Genomic DNA, 18,362 nt, shown 5'->3' with positions numbered 1-18,362 from the left:
GGGTTTCCCCCAATACACACTCCCCACGCTCAGTCTCACTTCTTCCCGAAAAGGCCTTTCTTTTCGTAAGGTGCGCACTCGGATGAGACTACCTTGTAGCCCGAGCCTTCGAGGGCATGTTCGAGCTGTGCCTGTGTGAGTTCGGTTTCTGAGATGATGATGCTCTCACCTTTTTTGTGCGAGGATTCGACCTTCTGTGCGCCGAGCTTTTCGGTCAGCGTCTTTGTTACGTGTGCCTCGCAGTGTGTACACATCATGCCTTCGATCTTTGCGGTAGTTCTGAACATAACAATTACTCCTTTTCTCTTTTTATCGTCCGAAAGGTCTGTTGAACGAGCCTATCTCGATCAGATTTCCCTCGGGGTCTGCGATGTAGCAGGTACGCTGTCCCCAGGGTTCGGTGGTGGGTTCGAGTATCGGTTCGGCGCCCATTTCCACCGTCCTGCGGAACTCTGCATCCACCTCTTCAAAAGTATCGACGTAGAGCGCTATCTCCGAATGACCGTTGACTCCGCCGAGGTACTCGTATTTCCTGTGGGTCATCTTTTCAAAATCTTCGCGGCCGTAGAGCAGGAACAGTGTGCCGTCCTTTATCAGGTAGACGTTCGAGGTGTCCTCGCTCTCGCTTATCTCAAACCCGAGGACGTCCCTGTAAAACCGTATCATCCTGCCCATGTCCCTGACCAGCAATCCGAATCCGTCCAGTCTCATCATCTCTGACCTCCGAAAAAGTTTTCTCTAATATGATACCACATCCGACCGCTTTTGTCAATTATGCCTGAAATTCTTTCGATTTCTCCGAAAATTGCGTTAATTAAGTGAAAATTTGATTTTTTTACCAAAGACTTGATTTTTTATGAAAAATATGTTATAATATGATTAGATATAGAATGAATCGATTGTAATTATCTGGCAAACACGTAAAAAAAGGGGAGCTGATCGAAGTGACTGATGATTATAATAATGATATGAGATTTAACGAATTGTTCGCCGAGCTTATCTACGAGATGTCGGGTACCGATACTCAGGAGGTCTCAAGGATAGAGCAGATACTGATAGAGATATCGCTGATGTTTCGCCTGTCAAAGGGCGTGACGAGGGTCTACCGCAATCCGCGTGAGGAAATGATGGGTGTCGGCGAGACGATGTGCTGTTTTGACCTGCACAAAGAGGATGAACTCGTTCACCATGTGCGTATCGTCAGCAGTATCATGACGATCGTCACGATGGACGTATATATGACCCCCGATACCGACCCGCTGAACGAGGACGAGCTGCGCAAGGTCGATCTCGTCATGCGCTCCACCGTCAGCTATATCAGCCGCAACAGACTGCGCAGTCTTGTTGAGGAACTGTCCTTCACCGACGACTCGGGCTACCCGAATCTTCGCAGTATCAGGCATTATCTTGACGGAAAACTCGGCGTCGGCAAGATGGACGGGATGGTGGGTCTTTACTACAACCTGCGGCATTTCGGGCTTATCAACCAGGAAATAGGCAGAGTCGCAGGCGACATGGTAATGAACAGCCATTTCGCAGGGCTGACGAAGATCATCGGCGAGGACGGCAGAACGTTCCGTCTCGGCGGCGACAATTTCATCGCTTTTTTCAGAAAGGAAAACCTCGACCCGATACTGGAGTACCTGACTGAGACAAACGTCAGGTATGAAAGTGCCGAAACGCCCGTTATCGTAAGTTCGTCGGTGGGCGTGTTCGTCATCCCCGACGGGATGGTCATCCACGACCAGGGTGAGGTGCTCGAAAAGATACTCGTGACGGGGCACTCCGCACAGAGCAGCGGCGGCGAGAATATCGTATATTTCAGCGAGGAGCTCCTTGCACGCAAGGAGCGTATCAGCCGCGTGCAGAAACTCTTCCCCGAAGCCCTCAGGAACGAGGAATTCAAGGTATTCTACCAGCCGAAGGTCAATACCGATACGGGTGAGCTCTGCGGTGCCGAAGCGCTCTGCCGATGGTTCAGGGACGGCGAGGTCATACCGCCGATGGACTTCATCCCCGCGCTCGAACAGACCATCGACATCTGCCGTCTCGACCTGTATATGCTCGAACACGTCTGCAAGGATATCCGCCGCTGGCTGGATGAGGGCAGGAAAGTCGTCCGAATCTCGGTCAACCTTTCGCGCAAGCACATGATGAACGCCGACCTGCTCGGCACCATCACCAACATTATCGACAGCGTGGGCATCCCCCACCGCTACATAGAGATCGAGCTTACCGAGACCACCACCGACATCGAGTTCAACGCGCTGAAACGTGTGGTTGGCGGCCTCCAGCAGGAAGGCGTCTACACCTCGGTGGATGATTTCGGCATCGGCTACTCGTCCCTCAACCTCATCCGCGACATCCCGTGGGACGTTCTGAAAGTTGACCGCAGTTTTCTCCCCGTCGAGAAGGACGATCCCTACAGCACCCGCAGCGTGATGTTCAAGCACGTTGTCGCAATGGCACGCGAGCTTGGGCTCGAATGTGTGGCTGAGGGCGTTGAGACGCACCGACAGCTCAAGGTCCTCCGCGAGAACAACTGCAACCTTGCACAGGGCTTCCTTTTCGACAAGCCCCTGCCCCTTGAGGAGTTCGAGTCGCGGCTCGATAACCCCGAGTATCCGTGCTATATTTGAAGAAAAAGCGTCACCCCGAAGTCTGAAACGGCTTCGGGGTGATTTTCTGTACAGTTATATCTTGTTGACCGTGCCGATGAATACGGGGAAATCTCCGTCCTCGCCGTGGTATACTATCATGTACATGAACGGTCTGTCGAACACGATGGTCTTTTTCTGGCGCACGGGCTTGATAGCCGCCCCCGCAGCCGTGACACCAACATGAGTCGCAGCAGCAGCCTTTGTGCCGTGGCGGTCGAACTCGATGTGGGTCTTTTGCAGAGAGCTGGAGATGTTCACCGTCTCGCCGTTTTCATCGCTGTATTCGAGCATCTTGTGGAAATTGCCGCTTTCAAAGGCTTCGAGACAGCCGAGCCCCATCATGCTCTCCGAAAGGGAAGTGTCGTAGTCGTATGTGAATTCGGGAATACGGTAATTCACATCTACATTATCGTTCTTTCGGTAGAGGAAATCCGCGATGCTCTCCGCCGACAGCGAGTTTATCGCCTGGTCGATGGTCACGCCCTCATACGGGAGCATGGCCGCGAAGTAGAAATCCGAGTCGGAATACTTCTTCACGAAACCCTCGAAGGTATCGTTGCTGTTGTAGCTTTTCTCGCCTCCGTGGAGCATCTGACATTTTTGCTCGCTGCCGTCCGCAGCCTTGAAGATGCCGTCGTTGACGTTCTCTTCCTCTATCTGATCCTGCCATGTGTCCTCGAAGCAGATGCAGTTTATCAGAGCCATGACCTGATCGTCGTCGAAGGAGTCGATTACGCTCGGTATCATGCCGTGGGTCTTGTCGCTGACCCAGCTGTTTATCTCATCCTTGGTCGTGTCGTTGAAAGGCTTGAAATTCACATCCGACTTGAACTTCTCCGCGCAGAAGTCAAGATAATCCTGCTTGGTCTTGAAGGTATGCTCACTGTTTATCCAGATGCCGTTGGCGGCTTTCATCACAGCGTCCTCCCCCTCAAACTTGCTCATCAGCGTTCCCGCGTTGGAGTTGAGGGTGTCGAGGTCTTTCATCCTGAGGGCGGTCAGCGTTTCTTCGAGGGTGTTGCCGTCCATGCCGTTGGCGCACATCCCGAAAGCAAGCATCGCCGAGCACCCCGAGATAAGGTCGTTCTCGCCTGCCAGCGCACCCTTTCCGACGCTTTCGCCGTAGATTGTGGTCTGTCTGTAAAGGTCGGCCGTGAACTGCGTCATGGCGGCCGCGAACTCGCCGTTCTTCATGCAGGGCTTTATTTCGGTGTAGGGGGTGATGCCGTCGGAGTCCTTTTCCTCGGGGGGCACTTCCTCGGGCTCGGTGTTTTTTGACGTTGTGGTCGTTTCGGCGGCTGTGGCTGTGGTCTCGGTTTCGGTCTCCGTCTGCGGAGCGGCCGTCGCCGCAGTGGTCGTGGTCTCGCTCTTCGACTCGCCGTTCTCCGCCACCGAACCGCAGGAGGAAGCACTCACCGCAAGTGCGCACATTATTGCCGCCAGAGCCTTGTTGTTCCTGAACATCATTCGTTCCTCCTTTGCTTTTTATGCATCTGTCGTGTGATGGTTTTTATCCATTATACAACGATTCTTTGCAGAAGTCAAGTGATGTCGAAAACAAAGGGCGCGACGGGCAGACCGTCCCTGCTGAACAGGTCGGGCTCTGAGGGGTCGTCGTTGAAAGCGTACCTGACCTGTTCGGGCTTAGCCGCGCAAGGGAGCACCACCGTGTGCGGCGAGGTCTTTTCCGCGGCGAGGGTAACAGCCTTTCCGCCGCATACCGCCTCGAAGTACAGGGCAGGGGAGTTGACGAGCTCTGTCTCGGCGCTGAACGTCAGGGTCACTTTCCCGTCCGACCACTCCGCCGAAACGCACCTGCTCTTTTCTTTCATCTTCCTGCCGTAGACCAGCTCCAGAGTCTCCCATGCAAGCCGTTCGCCGACGGTCTTTTTGTCGATGGGGTGCAGGTCGTTCGACTCGCCGCAGCCGATTGTCACCGCCATGCCGCAGTTCGGAAGTTCGGTGCATTTCTCCTGCTGTAGTCTCAGCACCGCCCAGTTCGTGCCCACCGTCCCGCCGTGACCTGCGAAGTTCGGGAGCTGTACGGTGATGATGGGCAGTTCCTTGCCGCACCTCTCACGAACCAGTTCCGTGAACCGTGCGAACAGCCCGAAGTACTTCTCGGGGTGCCATGTGTTTGTCTCACCCTGATACCACAGCATACCGCGGATGTTCACGCGGAATGCTGGCGTGGTCATCGCCGCCCACAGCGCCATCGGGAGCTCGGGGAAGAACACCGACGGGCTCAGCGTCTCTGTCCTGACGGCGGTGTACTCCCACTCGCCCGACAGGTCGATGACCTCGCCGCCGACTTTCAGGCAGTAGTCCTTGCCGCGGACGAATCCGCCGTCGCCGCCCTTGACCTCCATGCAGACGACCGCCGTGTTCTCGCCGTGTCTGAGCACCGAAGGGTCGAAGCGGTAGTATCTCGGCGGATACATATACCCCGTTTCGCCGACCTTTTCGCCGTTGATGTATGCGCGGTCGTTGTCTATGATATTTCCGAGTATCAGCTCCGCGTCCCGAAGCTCGGTGCTCTCGTGGATGACGAACTTTTTCCTCATCCACACCCGACCGCTGAACCCTTTCAGCTCATCCGTCTCGCGGAAATATAGCGGTATGTTCATCCGCCCTTCGGGAATGAAATCCTCGCCAAAGACCGTTTCCCCCACTCTGTCGAGCCTTCCGAGCGTTTCGTACCACCTGCGCATATCTGCGGCGTCGCTGTCGGCACGGTTTTTCATGAAGTCGGGGTCGGCATAGCTTCCGAGCCTGTCCTCGTAGCCGCCGATGTCCCTAAGCATCGGGGCAGGCATACGGCTCTCTATCGCGCATCCGCCTGCCGAGGTGTTCAGCAGACCGACAGGGCATTTCAGCTCGTCCATCAGCACCAGCGCAAAGTAGTAGCCAGCGCCGCTCATTCCGAGCATCTGCTCGCCCTCGGCTCTCATCCAATAGCCGCCGCGGAAGTCCTCGTCCTCATAGTCGGGCGTGAAACAGCACTCCACGGGCACTCTGAACTCGCGGATAAAGCCGCACTCGCGGTGCTCAAAAGGCTTGAAGGGATGGTAAGTCCTCCTCAGCGGAAGCTCCATGTTCGACTGCCCCGAGATGTGGAACACCTCGCCGAACAGGATGTCCGTGAAGAACAGCTGTTCGCCGCCGCTGAGAAGCTCCAGCTCATAGCTCTCAAAACCGCCCGAAACAGCAGGTATCACCGCTGTGAATCTGCCGCTGTCGTCCGCACGCGAAGTCACTTTTGCGGTCACTTTTCCGCCATGCGTCAGCGTCAGCGTGACCTCAGCCGAGGGCTCGCTGTGTCCGAACAGCTCAAAAGGCTCTCCGCACTGCAATACCGCCCCGTCTGCGATATACCTCATGACCGAAAAACTCATGTCCATCACTCCCGATATAGTCTCTTATCTCAATTATACCTCAAAGATATAGGTTTTTCTTATCGTTTGTTGCGCTTTTTTCTGGAAAAACTGCTTTTTTTACGAAAAATTCCGCTATTTTTTACAAAATTGCTTGAAATGATCGGCGTAATATGGTATAATTTAAGATGTATAGAAAAAAATCCGCGCAATAATGTATTAAATCTGAATATCGGGGGGCGATTCGTTATGATAGTACATCTTGACGGCGACTATGAAACTGTTGACTATACCGAAAACCGAAGCGTACTGATCTATGACAACATCGACTACGAAGAATATCCCGTACACTGGCACAACGCCATCGAGATCATCATGCCGCTGACCAACCATTTCTCGGCGGTCTGCGACGGAAACGAATACCTGCTGAACGAGCGTGATATCCTTATCATCCCCGCAGGTTCGCTCCACTCGATGAAAGCGCAGAAAGGCAGGCGGCTGTTCTTCCTGTTCGACAACCGAAGCATCGGCGACAATCCCGCATTGTCCGAGCTTTACGGGCTTCTGAGCACGCCCGTGCTCATCAATTCCGAATACGACAGCGAATTCCTTATCTCGCTGACAAACATCCTTGCGGACATTTACGCGCTCTATTCCGACTTCGGCGAAGTGACCGAGGTGTATATCTACATCAAGCTGCTCACGATGCTGGCGAGGATAAAAGAGTACAAACTCAGCGCCGTAAGTCTCGGCGAGGACGAGAAGTATGCCGACAAGTTCCGCATGATACTCAAGTACATCGAGAAGAACTATATGTACGACATCACGCTCGACGACCTGGCAGACCTGGCAGGCTACAGCAAATACCATTTCTCGCGCATATTCAAGAAATACAGCTCCACTACGTTCATCACCTACCTGAACCAGCGGCGCATCAAGGCTGCCGAGCTGCTGCTTCTTGACGAGGATATGTCCGTGACCGATGCGGCGATGCAGGTGGGCTTTTCCAGCCTGACTACCTTCAACCGCGTGTTCAAGGAGATAAAGGGCTGTACACCTTCCGAGTTCAGGAAGCTGTTCCGCACCGCAAACAACACTGCAAATAATACGGTTTGATGTCCGAAAATACGTACAACAGACCCGAAAGCGCCCTGACGTCTGCTTTCGGGTCTGTTTTTTACGGAACCTCAATTTCGTTATGTATTGCTGCAAATGACGATTTACCGTGCTGACTGCGTGACTTATTGGGGGAGCCCCTTTTGAAAAAGGGTCATCCCCCAAACCCCCTCCCTAAAACTTCTGATTCTTTTTGGCAGGGGGCAGCTGCTTTTCCAAAAAGATAGCAAAATGGGGATATTCGCCGCATTTTAAAAGAACGTCTGCCCCCTGCCAAAAAGAATCAGAAGTCTTTGGAAAGGGGTCTGGGGAAGAACCTTTCTTCAGAAAGGTTTTCCCCGGCAGATCACGCAGTCAGTACGGTAAATCGTCATTCGCGGCAATACACAACCGAATTGGTGATCTACGGGTATATCGTTCTGCCTTTTTCGTCGTCGATGCCTGACAGCCTGTGGAAAAAGGTGTTGACTATGTCGCGCCACTCTCTCGCGCACCTGAGCTGTTCTGTGAACCTCTCACAGCCGTTTCGGAAAGTGCGCTCGTCTATCCTGCCTTCGAGGGTCTTCCAAAGCTCCGCGAAGTGCTCCGCCTGCTCGTACCCCTCGAAATGCGCGTCGTAAATGTGCTGAATGACCGTCTTTCCGCTGTGCAGTCTGTGGTCATACGGCACCCGATGGAAAAATAGCAGCAGCTCGTCGGGACAGCTGTTCACCGAGTCGTACACCTCTGCGAGGGGCGGGTTGTACAGCGCAGCGTAGCCCGTTCCGCTGTGCGAACGGTCAACTCCGACAGCGTTTCGGTCGGCGCGGTTGTAAGTCCCCCAGCGGTCGAATTCGTAGCCCCAGGGGTCGGGACCGTAGTGGTGGTTCGGCTTGCACATCCAGCCAAGACCCAGCGGAACCGTGTAGGCTTCGTAAGCCTTGTGCGAACCGAGCAGTATCTCGGCAGTGACCCGCCGCGCAAGCTCGTCCTCGAAGGTCAGTGCGCACCACTCCGCGATGATCTTTTCGGCGGTGAGGAAACGGTCGAAAGCCAGCCGTCCGAAGCCGTAGAGGTTCGCCGCCGCAAGCTCACTGCCCGTCCAGCAGAAGTCGTCTCCCGTGTTCGAGACCGCGGAGATACCGCAGATGACATCGCCCACCGAGTCGTTTTCGGCGTCACAGCAGGTACGCGAATCGAGGAAACTGCGGAACATCGGAATCAGACAGCAGACGTGCTTCTGCTGACCCGTGTACTCCTGCGTGAGCTGAAGCTCCGCCATGAGGTTGGTTTTAGGCATCGCTCCGAACAGCGGATGCACGGGCTCACGCACCTGAAAATCCATCGGGCCGTTCTTGACCTGCAAGATGACGTTCGGCTCGAACCTGCCGTCGAGGGGCTTGAAGGTCTCGTACGCCGAGCAGGCGCGGTCGGTCTTCTCGTCCCGCCAGTCCTGCGAACAGTTGTAGACGAAGGCTCTCCAGATAACCTTTCCGCCGTAGGGCGCTATCGCCTTCGCGAGAAGGTTCGCCCCGTCGGCGTGGTCGCGTCCGTAGGCGTAGGGGCCCGGCCGACCCTCGGAATCGGCTTTGACGAGGAAACCGCCCAGTCCCTTGACGTGGCTGAACAGCTTCGCACAGTGTTCGCTCCACCAGGACTGCACCGCAGGGTCGAGTGGGTCGGCGGTGGCGATGCCGCCCACCGATATGGGTGCGGAGAAATCCACGCAGATGTAGAGCTTTATCCCGTACCGTCCGAACAGCTCGATCAGCGATGTCAGCTTTGTGTAGTACTTTTCGGTGATGAGCATTTCGGCTCCGAAACGGACGTTGACGTTGTTTATCGCGCAGGCGTTTATCCCCACCGAAGCCAGCAGACGCGCATATGTGACCGTCCTCTCGTTGATGAGAAGTTCGCCGTCCTTAAAGAAGAACGACCGCCCCGAATAACCGCGCTCGATACTGCCGTCGATATTGTCCCAGTGGTCGAGCATCCTCAGCGGCGAGGTAGGTGACCCGCACTCTTCAAACTCGCCGAATCCGTACAGCCGTATCCCTCTCAGCAGGGCGAAAACTCCGTAGAGTATCCCCACGCCCGAACCGCCCGTGACCGAAGCCGAAGTCCCGTTCGAGGTGACGGTGTAGCTCTCGGGCTCGGTGAGGGGCGCGATCGACAGCTTGATGCTGAGATCGGCGCTGCCCCTGACGAAGGAAACCTCAGGCAGAAGCTCCGAAAGCTCGTTCCTGAGCTCCCACACAGCCGCACACGCCTGTTCTACGTGCTCCTTGCAGACGATGGAGATGGTCTTGATGCTGCATCCTTTCAAAGGCTTTATCCCGAGCCATAGCTGTGAAAATTCCATTTAGGACACCTCCGTGGAACTGTGGATCTGTCGGGACATCTGTGCCGAAAACGACAGATATCTCATTCTATACTAATTATAATATTACTAAAATAAAAACGCAAACCGATTATTGCGATTGGGTGGGTGATTATTGTTACATTATGCGAATATAGCAATATTTGGGTAGCTCAGCGCAATTTTCGGCAAGCAAAATACGGAATAATGCGGTATAATCGTTTTAGTGAGACAGCAAGAGAGTTAGTTCCCCATATTTTAATACATTTTGCGTAAGGAGACCGAACGGTGATGACAATTGCCGTTCGGTCTCTTTAATAACACGGATGATCTTTTTTATGAAGAAAATATTTCTGGCTTAACGATTTGTATACAATTGTCATTGACAAAATCATGCCAAAAGGTTGCGTAATGTGTGCAATATATGCTATAATATAACAAATGATAATAAATTAATACCTAATCCCGTTTATTATTTTAATAAGCATCGGTTTTCAGATTAATAACAGAAAGCCGGGTCGGGATACTGATATGGAAGGAGCGTGAGAAAATGCTGAGTGAAAAGCTGTGTTTCCTGCTTGACCTGCTCAATACCGATAATACCGAGATCTCGCGGTGTGCAGGATGTTCACCGTCGAATATAAGCCGCCTCAAAAGCGGCGCGAGACTGCCGCCCAGAACGAGCCCTACCATAAGCAAGCTCGCGGACGGTATATGTGCCTTTGCCGATTCCAGCGGCACTATCGAACTGCTCTGTCTTGTCGTGGGAACGGGAAACAGTGCGGACATAAAAAAACAGCTCATCGAGTGGCTGTTCGACGACCGTCCTCCCCAGCTCCCGAGAGAGCTTTCTTCGATAGTCAAACGCGATAAGGCTGCCGTGTTCGGCAAAAAGCTGGATGCCCTGATGAAGCTCGCCGATGTCACCAACAGCCGCCTGAGCAAGGCGCTGAGCATCGACGCGTCGTATATCAGCCGCTTCCGCAGGGGAGAGCGCGTGCCTAAGGCAGGCTCGAAGCTGATGTTCAATATCAGCAGCGCCCTCGCTTCAAAACTCATCGAACAGAACAAGCTGGGCTGGCTGGGCGAGCTCCTGTCCTTCGGGGAGCCGATAACCGAGCAGAATGCCGCCTCGCAGATCGTCAGATGGCTCAGCAGCGGCATTGATTCCGATGTGCTTGCGGTGCGTCAGCTCATCGAGTGCATAAAGGTCTGCCCGAGCGATTTTGAGGGTCAGATACCCGAGTTTGAGGACATTGTGACCGAAAACGTGCTAAACGACGTGCGAGAGGTCTACAAGGGCTCCGAGGGACTGCGCAACGCTATGGTGAAATTCATCGGAACTGCTGTCCGCAGCGGCAGCAGGGAACTCTGGATGTACTCCGACAGAGACCTCCAGTGGCTGTCGGGCGAGTACCGTCCCATCTGGCTGTCGCTCATAAATCAGTGCGTCAAGAGCGGCATCAAACTCAAGCTGATACACAACTGCGAGATTAAGGCTTCGGAGCTGCTGTCCGCGATAAACAGCTGGCTTCCTCTGTACATCTCGGGACTTATCGAGCCGTACTACTGCATCAAAAAAGGCGGCGACAGATTCGTCCACACCATCTTCATCGACCCCGACAGAGGATGCGTCGTGTCCTGCTGCGTCAAGGGCTTCGAGGATATGTGCAACTACTACTACCTAACCGATGATGCGTCCATCAGCTTCCACCAGAGCTCATTCGCCATGCTGCTTGCCGAGAGCCGCAGCATCATGAACTACACCCTCGACCAGTCCCGTCCCGACAATATCCTGAGCGCCTATACCCTCGACGATTCCGAGCTCATCATCTGCGAGGACAGGGTGGTCCTTAACACGCTGATAGAACCGAAAGCGAGTTTCGTGTTCACGCAGCCCCAGATTTGCAGGGCTTTCCGCGAATACGCCGAAGAAATACTCGATAAATGATCTTCATATGCGTCCCGTTTTGTTTTGGCGGGACGCTATTCTTTATGATATGTTAATAATTGCAGCGCTTCGGTTATTGACAATCGGGACAAATTGTGGTAAAATGCCAATATATAAACGTTTGCGAACGACATTCGCATTCAGGCTCAAGAAAGGAAAAAACGAACATGAAAACTGTAAAAAGGATCATCGCAGGTCTTTCGGCAGCTGCTCTCGCTTCGGGCATGGCTCTTTCCGCCAACGCTCTGCCATATGACTTTGACCTTGCTGATTACGACAAGAATACCGAGGGCTACTCTTACTTCGGTAAGAAGGATTTTCAGGTAAATAAGCCTTACCTCAACATCACTTCCGACACAGGCGATTATGACCTTTCGGACGTGACCTTCTCTCTGAAAAAGAACGGCGAAACTGTTGCGACCTGGAATGGCGGCGCAAAAAATTTCGCTTCAATAGCCATTAAGGATGCCATTGATATCTCAAGCTATACCGATGACAGCTGGTACCAATATTCGACCCTCAGCACTGTTGCCGACCCCATCGATCTCTCAAAGGAGTTCGATTTCGGAAAATACCCCTCTGTCAATGAGTTAGGTAATAAGTCGTACACCTACGTATACGATGCCGAGAACGACAAGGCATACTATAATAAGCTCATCTGCGGACTCAACAGTTCGTACTTAGTCAGCGACGACTCCTTGCTTCCCTACGATGTCGTGGACGAGATGGTCGTTCCCGCAGGCAAGGTCGTTGTATATGTAGATGAAAGCTACGCAGGCAAGAATGACACTTATTCCTGGGCCAGTCTCGATAATGCTGAGGCTTACCCCGGTCTTAAAATTGGAGGCGAGCTCAAAAAAGGTGTGGTTTTCGGTAAGCACGTCGGCGAGACGCTTACCTTCGATGTCGACCCGGGTGTGTACAAAGTATGGCATATGGGCTGTTCCAATGTATACAGCGAGGAAATCTTCGTTTCCGATAAGGACGAGACTTACGTAAAGATCAAAGTTCCCGCAAAGTATGCTCTGAGCTACCTTGGTATTGATGATGATTTCAATTTGACATATTACGATAAAAACTATAATCTCAAAACCACCGTTCCCGATTCCGTAACAGGTGAGGACAACATCTTCTCCTACTGCTTCGAGAACAACGCTGTCATCAGCGCCTGCATTCCCGATGACGAAGGCAACTTCTATATCTGGGCTAAGAAGGATGCGCCTTTCAGATGCGGATTCCGCTACATGAACTGTACCTCGGGCAGTATCAATGCAAAGCAGGCAGGTTACCGAATTGACACTCACATGGAATACAGCACCGAGGGTCTGACTCTTTACAACATCCCCGCGGGCGATTACACTGTTGAGATAGACAGTAATGAGTACGAGCTGGTGGGCGATACAGGTCTTACCGTTACCGACACCAAGGATATGCAGAAGCTTGCTCTCAAGGTGAAGAAGGTCAGCAAAGACGACAGTTCTTCCGAAACCGATAGCTCTTCCGTGGCTGACAGTTCTTCCGTGGCTGACAGTTCTTCTGTAGCAGACAGCAGCTCCGTTGCCGACAGCTCTTCCGCTGCCGACAGCAGCTCGCAGGCTGACAGCAGTTCAACTTCTTCCGCGACAAGCTCGGTTTCTTCGAGCAGCACAAGCTCCACCTCAAGCGTGACGACAGGCACAGGCGTTGCTAACACGGGCAGCGCGGCAGGCATCGGCGGTGCGATGATGGTAGTTGCAGCAAGCGTATTCGTTGTTGCAAGAAAGAGAAAGTAAGCCGTTCACGGCACACATAGAGCGTTCCCGTTGGCTTTGCGGGGACGCTTTTTTGCATATTCTCCGCTCACGCCGCATATTATCCTATGAGGTGATAGCGATGAGAAAAAGACGCAGCAGGGCAGCGGAAAATCTTCTTACGGCGGTGCTCTCGGCAGCGGCAGGGTCGGCGGCTCTGTTCGCGGTGATACTGCTTATCGGGTTCGTGATAACGAAGGTCGATGTGGGCGACAGGGTGCTCTCGGTGCTGACCTCGGCGGCGCTTGCGGTGGGCGCATACGTCGGAGGATACGTGGCTTCCCGCAGACGCCGTCAGAACGGTCTGCTCATGGGTCTGCTCTGCGGACTCGGGGTGTTCGGGGTGATATTTGTCTGTTCCTACGTTTTTGCAGGTGCGGCAGGCGGATTCTCGGCGACCACAAAGCTGGTCATATCGCTCGTTTCGGCGGGGATGGGCGGCATCGTCGGAGTGAATTCTGGCGGCACGCGGTTCAGGCTGAAATGAATCGAAAAAGAAGATTTATACAGCGTTCACAAAATATTAATATGATACTGCCCGAAATATGGTATAATAGAGAAAATAAACATTGGAGGTATGAACCATGAAGCATATCAAGACCATCAATAAGGCTAACCTCAAGCAGAGCGCTGCAAAGGGCGGCTGCGGTAACTGCCAGGCTTCCTGCCAGTCGGCTTGCAAGACTTCCTGCACTGTTGCTAACCAGAAGTGCGCTAAGGAAGACTAAGCAGCAAAACAGAACAGCCGATGTGACATTCCTTGAATGTCACATTTTTTTTCTATGGAGGTTTTTATGATACATAAATTTATACAGAACGGGATGTATTTCGTTCTTGATGTCAACAGCGGCGGCGTTCACGTTATCGACGAGCTGACCTACGACCTGCTCGACTATGTGACCGAGCCCCTCACCGACGAATGTCCCGAGGCGGCAGTCAGGGAGCTTTTGGGCAAGTACCCTGAGGAGGATATCCGCGAGGTCTACGCCGAGCTGAAGTCCCTTGCCGACGATAAGATACTCTTCTCAGAGGACGACTACGAGAAGTACGCTCAGACGTCGGTGGCGTCCCCTGTCAAGGCGCTCTGCCTGCTCATCTCGCAGGACTGCAATATGCGCTGCGACTACTGCTTCGCAAGCAAGGGCGACTACGGCAAGGGCAGGATGCTCATGAGCTTCGAGACGGGCAAGAAGGCGATAGACTTCCTTATCGAGAAGTCCGCTAACCGCAAGGCACTCGAAATAGACTTTTTCGGCGGCGAACCGCTGATGAACTTTGAGGTCGTAAAGCAGGTGGTCGAGTACGCCCGCGAGCAGGAAAAGCTCCACGACAAGAACATCAAGTTCACCCTCACCACCAACGGCATCCTTCTCAACGACGAGATAACCGAGTTCCTTAACAAGGAGATGTACAACGTCGTTCTTTCGGTTGACGGCAGACGCGAGATAAACGACCGCGTGAGAAAGACCGTCAACGGCAAGGGCACCTACGACATCTTCATCGACAAGTACAAGAAGCTGGTCGCAGGACGCGGCGACAAGGACTGGTATGTCCGCGGCACCTTCACCAAGTACAACCTCGATTTCGCCGAGGACGTGATGAGCCTTTACAACGAGGGCTTCGAGCAGATCAGCGTTGAGCCCGTAATGTCCCCCGAGACCGAGCCCTATGCTATCACCGCTGCCGACCTGCCCCGCATCTTCGAGGAGTATGACCGCCTTGCCAACAAGATCCGCGAGATCACCGCTCAGGGTAAGTTCATCAACTTCTTCCACTTCATGATGGATCTCGATCAGGGACCCTGCGTCATCAAGCGTCTCAAGGGTTGCGGCTGCGGAAATGAGTATGTGGCTATCTCTCCCGACGGCGACATCTACCCCTGCCACCAGTTCGTCGGCATCGACGATTATAAGATGGGCAACGTCCACGACGGCAGCTTTGACACCGCCATGAAGAACGACTTCGCCAGCGCCCACGTTTACTCCAAGCCTGCCTGCCGCGACTGCTGGGCTAAGTTCTACTGCTCGGGCGGCTGCAACGCGAACAACTACCTCTACAAGGGCGACATCCGCACTTCTCACGAGCTTTCCTGCGAGATCGAGCGCCACAGAGTTGAGTGCGCGATAGCCCTCAAGGCTGAGAAGCTGCTCGATTCGGCAGAATGACATGAGCCTGTTCAGAAAGGACAAGCCGCGCAAGCCGCCCGCCGACTGCGAGGGTCTTGAAGTCCGCATCGAGTCGAGCACCTGCACGGGCGAAAAGACCATCGGTTTCTTCGACCCGAACACCCGAAAGCTGAAATACACCGAACTTGTACGTGCACAGGACGATATCGACGCTTTCTGCGAAAAATACGGCGTCACCATAAAGAAATAAACAAATACCCGTGAGGATCTTTTCCTCACGGGTATCTTTTTTGCTGTTGCCTGCTGTTATTCTTGGGGTGACCTCGGTAAACTCGGGATCAACTGTACAAAAATCAGTACAGTCCGCAGAGCCATTTGGCGTTGAGTTTTTTGGAAGTGGTCAGCATATCGTAGATTTCGGTGCGGGCGTTTTTGAGGGCTGTGCGTGACCTTGCCGCCTCCTCTTCGGTGGCGGGGGCGCTGCTCATGTAGGCGATGATGGCAGGTTCGGAGACTTCCATGAACTTGCTGCTGAGCCCGGGAGACCACTTTTCGAGGTCGCCGCTGAGCCGTTTGGAGAGCTGCACGTCGGTGAGGTTGTCCCCCATGTCGATGCCGAGCAGTGCGATGTATTCGAGAAATGCGGTGTAGCAGCTGATGACCGAAGTGGTGCTGTTCCTGCTGTTGACCGCCCGTTCGAGCTTTTCGAGCTTGCTCTTGCGGCGCACCACGATGCACACCAGAGCCGCCAGTATAACGAAGCCCATCGCGCCGATGTATACCGCCTGCGTCCTGCTGATTGTGAAGGGCGAACCCTCTTCCGTGCCGGGGCCGTGACCGTTGCCGTTTCCGCCCGTGCCCGAGGACTTCGGCTTCTGGTTCATATCCTTGACAGAGGACGGCGAAGCGGAAATATCCGCCATCGAAGAACTGCTGTCCTTCGGCTTGTTCACAGCGGGTTTCGAGCTGCTGTCGTTCTTCTTCTCGGGCTTGCTGGAGCTTTCGTCCTTGACGATATTGCGTTCCCTGTCGGTGAGGTTAGGGTTGTAGTTGTCCACGTAGCTGTTGGTGAACTCCATGGGATACCAGCCGTACCCCGGGATGAATATCTCGCACCACGCATGAGCGCAGCGGTCGGTGACACCTATGCGGAGATTGTCGGGATTGAACTGCTCGGGTTCGATAACATAGCCCTCTACGTATCTCGCAGGGACTCCCAGCTCACGCATCAGCATAACGCCTGCCGAAGCGAAGTAGGTGCAGTAGCCCTTCTTCTGTTCGGTGAGGAAGTACTTTATGAAGTCCTCGTTCTCGGGTGTGACGCCCGGCGCAGTATCGTAGGTGAAGTTGTACCTGAAATACTCGCAGATCTTCTCGTGCTTGGTCAGCACTGAGTCGTTTGCAGGGTCGATGCCGATCTCATTGATGATCGCGTCGAGGGTGGGTCTCAGCGATTCGGGAACGTTCAGGTAGGCTTCCGAACTCTTGTCGTACACGAAGCTGTCGTAGAAAGTGTTGGCGTCGTTGTAGTAACCGCCCACCGCATAGTCAATGAGCTGAGAGATACACTCATCCCAGCTGTCGAAAGAGGGCTGAGCGTATATGGTCTCGTAGCGTTTCTTGTTTTTCTCGGGCGAGATCATTCCGTCGAAGTCCTGTTCCTTCGCCACCGTCGTGCCCGTGTAGTAGGTGCTGTAGGGGGCGTAGATGAGGTCATCGTTGGCGTTCACGCAGGTGATCTTCAGGCTGTTTGAATCGCTGAACTTGCCCGAATCGACCTTTGGCGAACCCTTGTATTGCAGGTAGCCGTAGTCAAGGATGGTATTGCTGTTGACCTTGAACTTCGCAAGAACGTCCTTGTCGGCCTTGAGGGGATCCCAGCAGTTGTCGCGGTATTTTTCGCCGCAGTAGCCGCGCAGATACATCGGCTTTGTGAAAGGCCCGTCCACAGTGACTCCGAGGGCGGTCGTGCCCTTGAACTGTATCTCGTTGTACAGTCCGAGCTTGCCGCCGTTGGTGCCGCCCACCGCCTTGCTGCGTCCGGGTATCTCCAGACCGCCGTTCTCGATCTTCTCCGATACGTTGTTGGTGAAGTCCCTGAATCCCAGCGATAGATTTCGCCTCAGTTCCCTGAAGCTGTCGGGGCGGTAGTTGTCGGTTACCGAAGCGAACACTGCCGTAACGGTGAACACCAGCGCCATGACGATGACCGTGAAGGTCGAGGCCGACGTGAAGAACCGCCGTTTGAGGTCGTCGTTCGTCAGGTAGTAGGTCTTTTTCCGCAGGTAGACCGCGAAAGTGCTGCCGCTGTTCTTGCGTCGGGTGGTGTGGTTGATGAGACTGAGCGAGAGCACGATGACCCAGCAGCCGACCATGCCGACAGTAGTCCATATGTAAGGCTCCCAGCCCCAGAAAGTACCCAGCTCGAACATCGGGAAAGTCTCGATGAACAGCAGCGGGAAGTTGATGAAGTAAATGCAGGAGGTGGAGATGGTGAGCGTCACCAGAAATGCCGCCGCCAGGAAGAACATTTCAAGGTCGGCCTGTGTCACATGGGTTATCTCATGTGCGAACAGCGGCGTCGAAAAGCTCGCCCTCTTGCTGTAGAGATAGGCGGTCATCATGAATCCCCTGACCGCCGATGATATGTTGTAGGTGATATATCCCGCGTTCACAGCCAGTACCGCGACTCCCAGCACCTTGAAGAACCTCTGCTGCATAGTCGAGATGACGGCAGCCGAAGCTGTGATGAATATCGCCATGCTGACGGCGGTCGTGTTGGATATGAAGTATCTGCCGCTCTCGCCGTTAAGGAAGCTCTCCAGCATGAACAGTACCGAGAACGCCGATACCGCAGTAACTGCGAACTGTATCAGCGCAAAGAACGACGTAGGTCTGCCGTTCAGTCTGAAGCTTATGTCTCCCTTCAGCGAGATACCGTTTTTGCATTGTATCCTGCCGTCGGAAGCAGCCTTTTTTTTCTTTCTTCTCATTCCTTCTATTTCTC

The 18,362-nt window shown here is 53.8% G+C and carries 14 protein-coding genes; 8 read left to right on the top strand and 6 right to left on the bottom strand.

All coding sequences use genetic code 11. The features are described 5' to 3' along the window. Positions 1-35 precede the first annotated feature (35 nt). Positions 36-287 (bottom strand): heavy-metal-associated domain-containing protein, encoded by a 252-nt coding sequence (locus BT142_RS06295; RefSeq protein WP_072417361.1) that lies wholly within the window; start codon positions 285-287, stop codon positions 36-38. A 22-nt stretch (positions 288-309) separates the two neighbouring features. Continuing rightward, positions 310-711, bottom strand: a complete 402-nt coding sequence (locus BT142_RS06290) for a VOC family protein (protein WP_072417481.1) — start codon at positions 709-711, stop codon at positions 310-312. A 257-nt stretch (positions 712-968) separates the two neighbouring features. Between BT142_RS06290 and BT142_RS06285 the strand changes: the two genes are divergently transcribed. Further along, on the top strand, positions 969-2,639 hold the full coding sequence (locus BT142_RS06285; protein ID WP_084659357.1) for a GGDEF domain-containing phosphodiesterase: 1,671 nt from the start codon (positions 969-971) through the stop codon (positions 2,637-2,639). A gap of 54 nt (positions 2,640-2,693) precedes the next feature. On the opposite strand, the gene BT142_RS06280 is transcribed toward BT142_RS06285, so the two are convergent. Next, a complete protein-coding gene (locus tag BT142_RS06280) occupies positions 2,694-4,127 on the bottom strand; it encodes a serpin family protein (RefSeq protein ID WP_084659356.1) in 1,434 nt (477 codons plus the stop codon). Between the two features lie 74 nt (positions 4,128-4,201). Then, a complete protein-coding gene (locus BT142_RS06275; protein ID WP_072417358.1) occupies positions 4,202-6,055 on the bottom strand; it encodes a sialate O-acetylesterase in 1,854 nt (617 codons plus the stop codon). Between the two features lie 228 nt (positions 6,056-6,283). On the opposite strand from BT142_RS06275, the gene BT142_RS06270 reads away from it, so the two are divergent. Then, positions 6,284-7,150 carry a helix-turn-helix transcriptional regulator gene (locus tag BT142_RS06270; protein ID WP_072417357.1) on the top strand — a complete coding sequence of 289 codons (867 nt, stop codon included), beginning with the start codon at positions 6,284-6,286 and terminating at the stop codon, positions 7,148-7,150. Positions 7,151-7,553: 403 nt separating this feature from the next. On the opposite strand, the gene BT142_RS06265 is transcribed toward BT142_RS06270, so the two are convergent. Beyond that, positions 7,554-9,491 carry an alpha-glucuronidase gene (locus tag BT142_RS06265; RefSeq protein ID WP_072417356.1) on the bottom strand — a complete coding sequence of 646 codons (1,938 nt, stop codon included), beginning with the start codon at positions 9,489-9,491 and terminating at the stop codon, positions 7,554-7,556. A 547-nt stretch (positions 9,492-10,038) separates the two neighbouring features. Here BT142_RS06265 and BT142_RS06260 point away from each other — a divergent pair. The 6 genes from BT142_RS06260 to BT142_RS06235 all read left to right on the top strand — a co-directional run bounded on the left by BT142_RS06260 (position 10,039) and on the right by BT142_RS06235 (position 15,605). Further along, positions 10,039-11,439: a hypothetical protein gene (locus BT142_RS06260; protein ID WP_072417355.1), complete on the top strand. Its 1,401-nt coding sequence runs from the start codon at positions 10,039-10,041 to the stop codon at positions 11,437-11,439. Positions 11,440-11,606: 167 nt separating this feature from the next. Then, a complete protein-coding gene (locus BT142_RS06255; RefSeq protein ID WP_072417354.1) occupies positions 11,607-13,211 on the top strand; it encodes a hypothetical protein in 1,605 nt (534 codons plus the stop codon). Positions 13,212-13,311: 100 nt separating this feature from the next. Beyond that, on the top strand, positions 13,312-13,716 hold the full coding sequence (locus BT142_RS06250) for a TIGR04086 family membrane protein (RefSeq protein WP_072417353.1): 405 nt from the start codon (positions 13,312-13,314) through the stop codon (positions 13,714-13,716). Between the two features lie 97 nt (positions 13,717-13,813). Then, a complete protein-coding gene (scfA, locus tag BT142_RS06245; protein WP_072417352.1) occupies positions 13,814-13,957 on the top strand; it encodes a six-cysteine ranthipeptide SCIFF in 144 nt (47 codons plus the stop codon). A 66-nt stretch (positions 13,958-14,023) separates the two neighbouring features. Next, positions 14,024-15,394 (top strand): thioether cross-link-forming SCIFF peptide maturase, encoded by a 1,371-nt coding sequence (gene scfB / locus BT142_RS06240; RefSeq protein ID WP_072417351.1) that lies wholly within the window; start codon positions 14,024-14,026, stop codon positions 15,392-15,394. Position 15,395: 1 nt separating this feature from the next. Continuing rightward, positions 15,396-15,605 (top strand): hypothetical protein, encoded by a 210-nt coding sequence (locus BT142_RS06235; RefSeq protein WP_072417350.1) that lies wholly within the window; start codon positions 15,396-15,398, stop codon positions 15,603-15,605. 103 nt (positions 15,606-15,708) lie between these two features. Here BT142_RS06235 and BT142_RS06230 read toward each other — a convergent pair whose 3' ends face one another. Then, positions 15,709-18,348 carry a transglutaminase-like domain-containing protein gene (locus BT142_RS06230; protein ID WP_072417349.1) on the bottom strand — a complete coding sequence of 880 codons (2,640 nt, stop codon included), beginning with the start codon at positions 18,346-18,348 and terminating at the stop codon, positions 15,709-15,711. Between the last annotated feature and the right edge of the window lie 14 nt (positions 18,349-18,362).

This window comes from Ruminococcus sp. YE71 (assembly GCF_900119155.1).
In the GTDB taxonomy this organism is placed as follows: Bacteria; Bacillota; Clostridia; order Oscillospirales; family Ruminococcaceae; genus YE71.
Note: the sequence above shows the minus strand (reverse complement) of the source record. Positions and strands in the feature narration are given on the sequence as shown.

Excerpts from the sequence above, each read along its gene's own strand:
- scfA (WP_072417352.1), top strand. The coding sequence starts at position 13,814 with ATGAAGCATATCAAGACCATCAATAAGGCTAACCTCAAGCAGAGCGCT.
- BT142_RS06285 (WP_084659357.1), top strand. The coding sequence starts at position 969 with ATGAGATTTAACGAATTGTTCGCCGAGCTTATCTACGAGATGTCGGGT.
- BT142_RS06260 (WP_072417355.1), top strand. The coding sequence starts at position 10,039 with ATGCTGAGTGAAAAGCTGTGTTTCCTGCTTGACCTGCTCAATACCGAT.
- BT142_RS06295 (WP_072417361.1), bottom strand. The coding sequence starts at position 287 with ATGTTCAGAACTACCGCAAAGATCGAAGGCATGATGTGTACACACTGC.
- BT142_RS06265 (WP_072417356.1), bottom strand. The coding sequence starts at position 9,491 with ATGGAATTTTCACAGCTATGGCTCGGGATAAAGCCTTTGAAAGGATGC.
- BT142_RS06250 (WP_072417353.1), top strand. The coding sequence starts at position 13,312 with ATGAGAAAAAGACGCAGCAGGGCAGCGGAAAATCTTCTTACGGCGGTG.
- BT142_RS06290 (WP_072417481.1), bottom strand. The coding sequence starts at position 711 with ATGAGACTGGACGGATTCGGATTGCTGGTCAGGGACATGGGCAGGATG.
- BT142_RS06280 (WP_084659356.1), bottom strand. The coding sequence starts at position 4,127 with ATGATGTTCAGGAACAACAAGGCTCTGGCGGCAATAATGTGCGCACTT.
- BT142_RS06255 (WP_072417354.1), top strand. The coding sequence starts at position 11,607 with ATGAAAACTGTAAAAAGGATCATCGCAGGTCTTTCGGCAGCTGCTCTC.
- BT142_RS06235 (WP_072417350.1), top strand. The coding sequence starts at position 15,396 with ATGAGCCTGTTCAGAAAGGACAAGCCGCGCAAGCCGCCCGCCGACTGC.
- BT142_RS06230 (WP_072417349.1), bottom strand. The coding sequence starts at position 18,348 with ATGAGAAGAAAGAAAAAAAAGGCTGCTTCCGACGGCAGGATACAATGC.
- BT142_RS06270 (WP_072417357.1), top strand. The coding sequence starts at position 6,284 with ATGATAGTACATCTTGACGGCGACTATGAAACTGTTGACTATACCGAA.
- scfB (WP_072417351.1), top strand. The coding sequence starts at position 14,024 with ATGATACATAAATTTATACAGAACGGGATGTATTTCGTTCTTGATGTC.
- BT142_RS06275 (WP_072417358.1), bottom strand. The coding sequence starts at position 6,055 with ATGAGTTTTTCGGTCATGAGGTATATCGCAGACGGGGCGGTATTGCAG.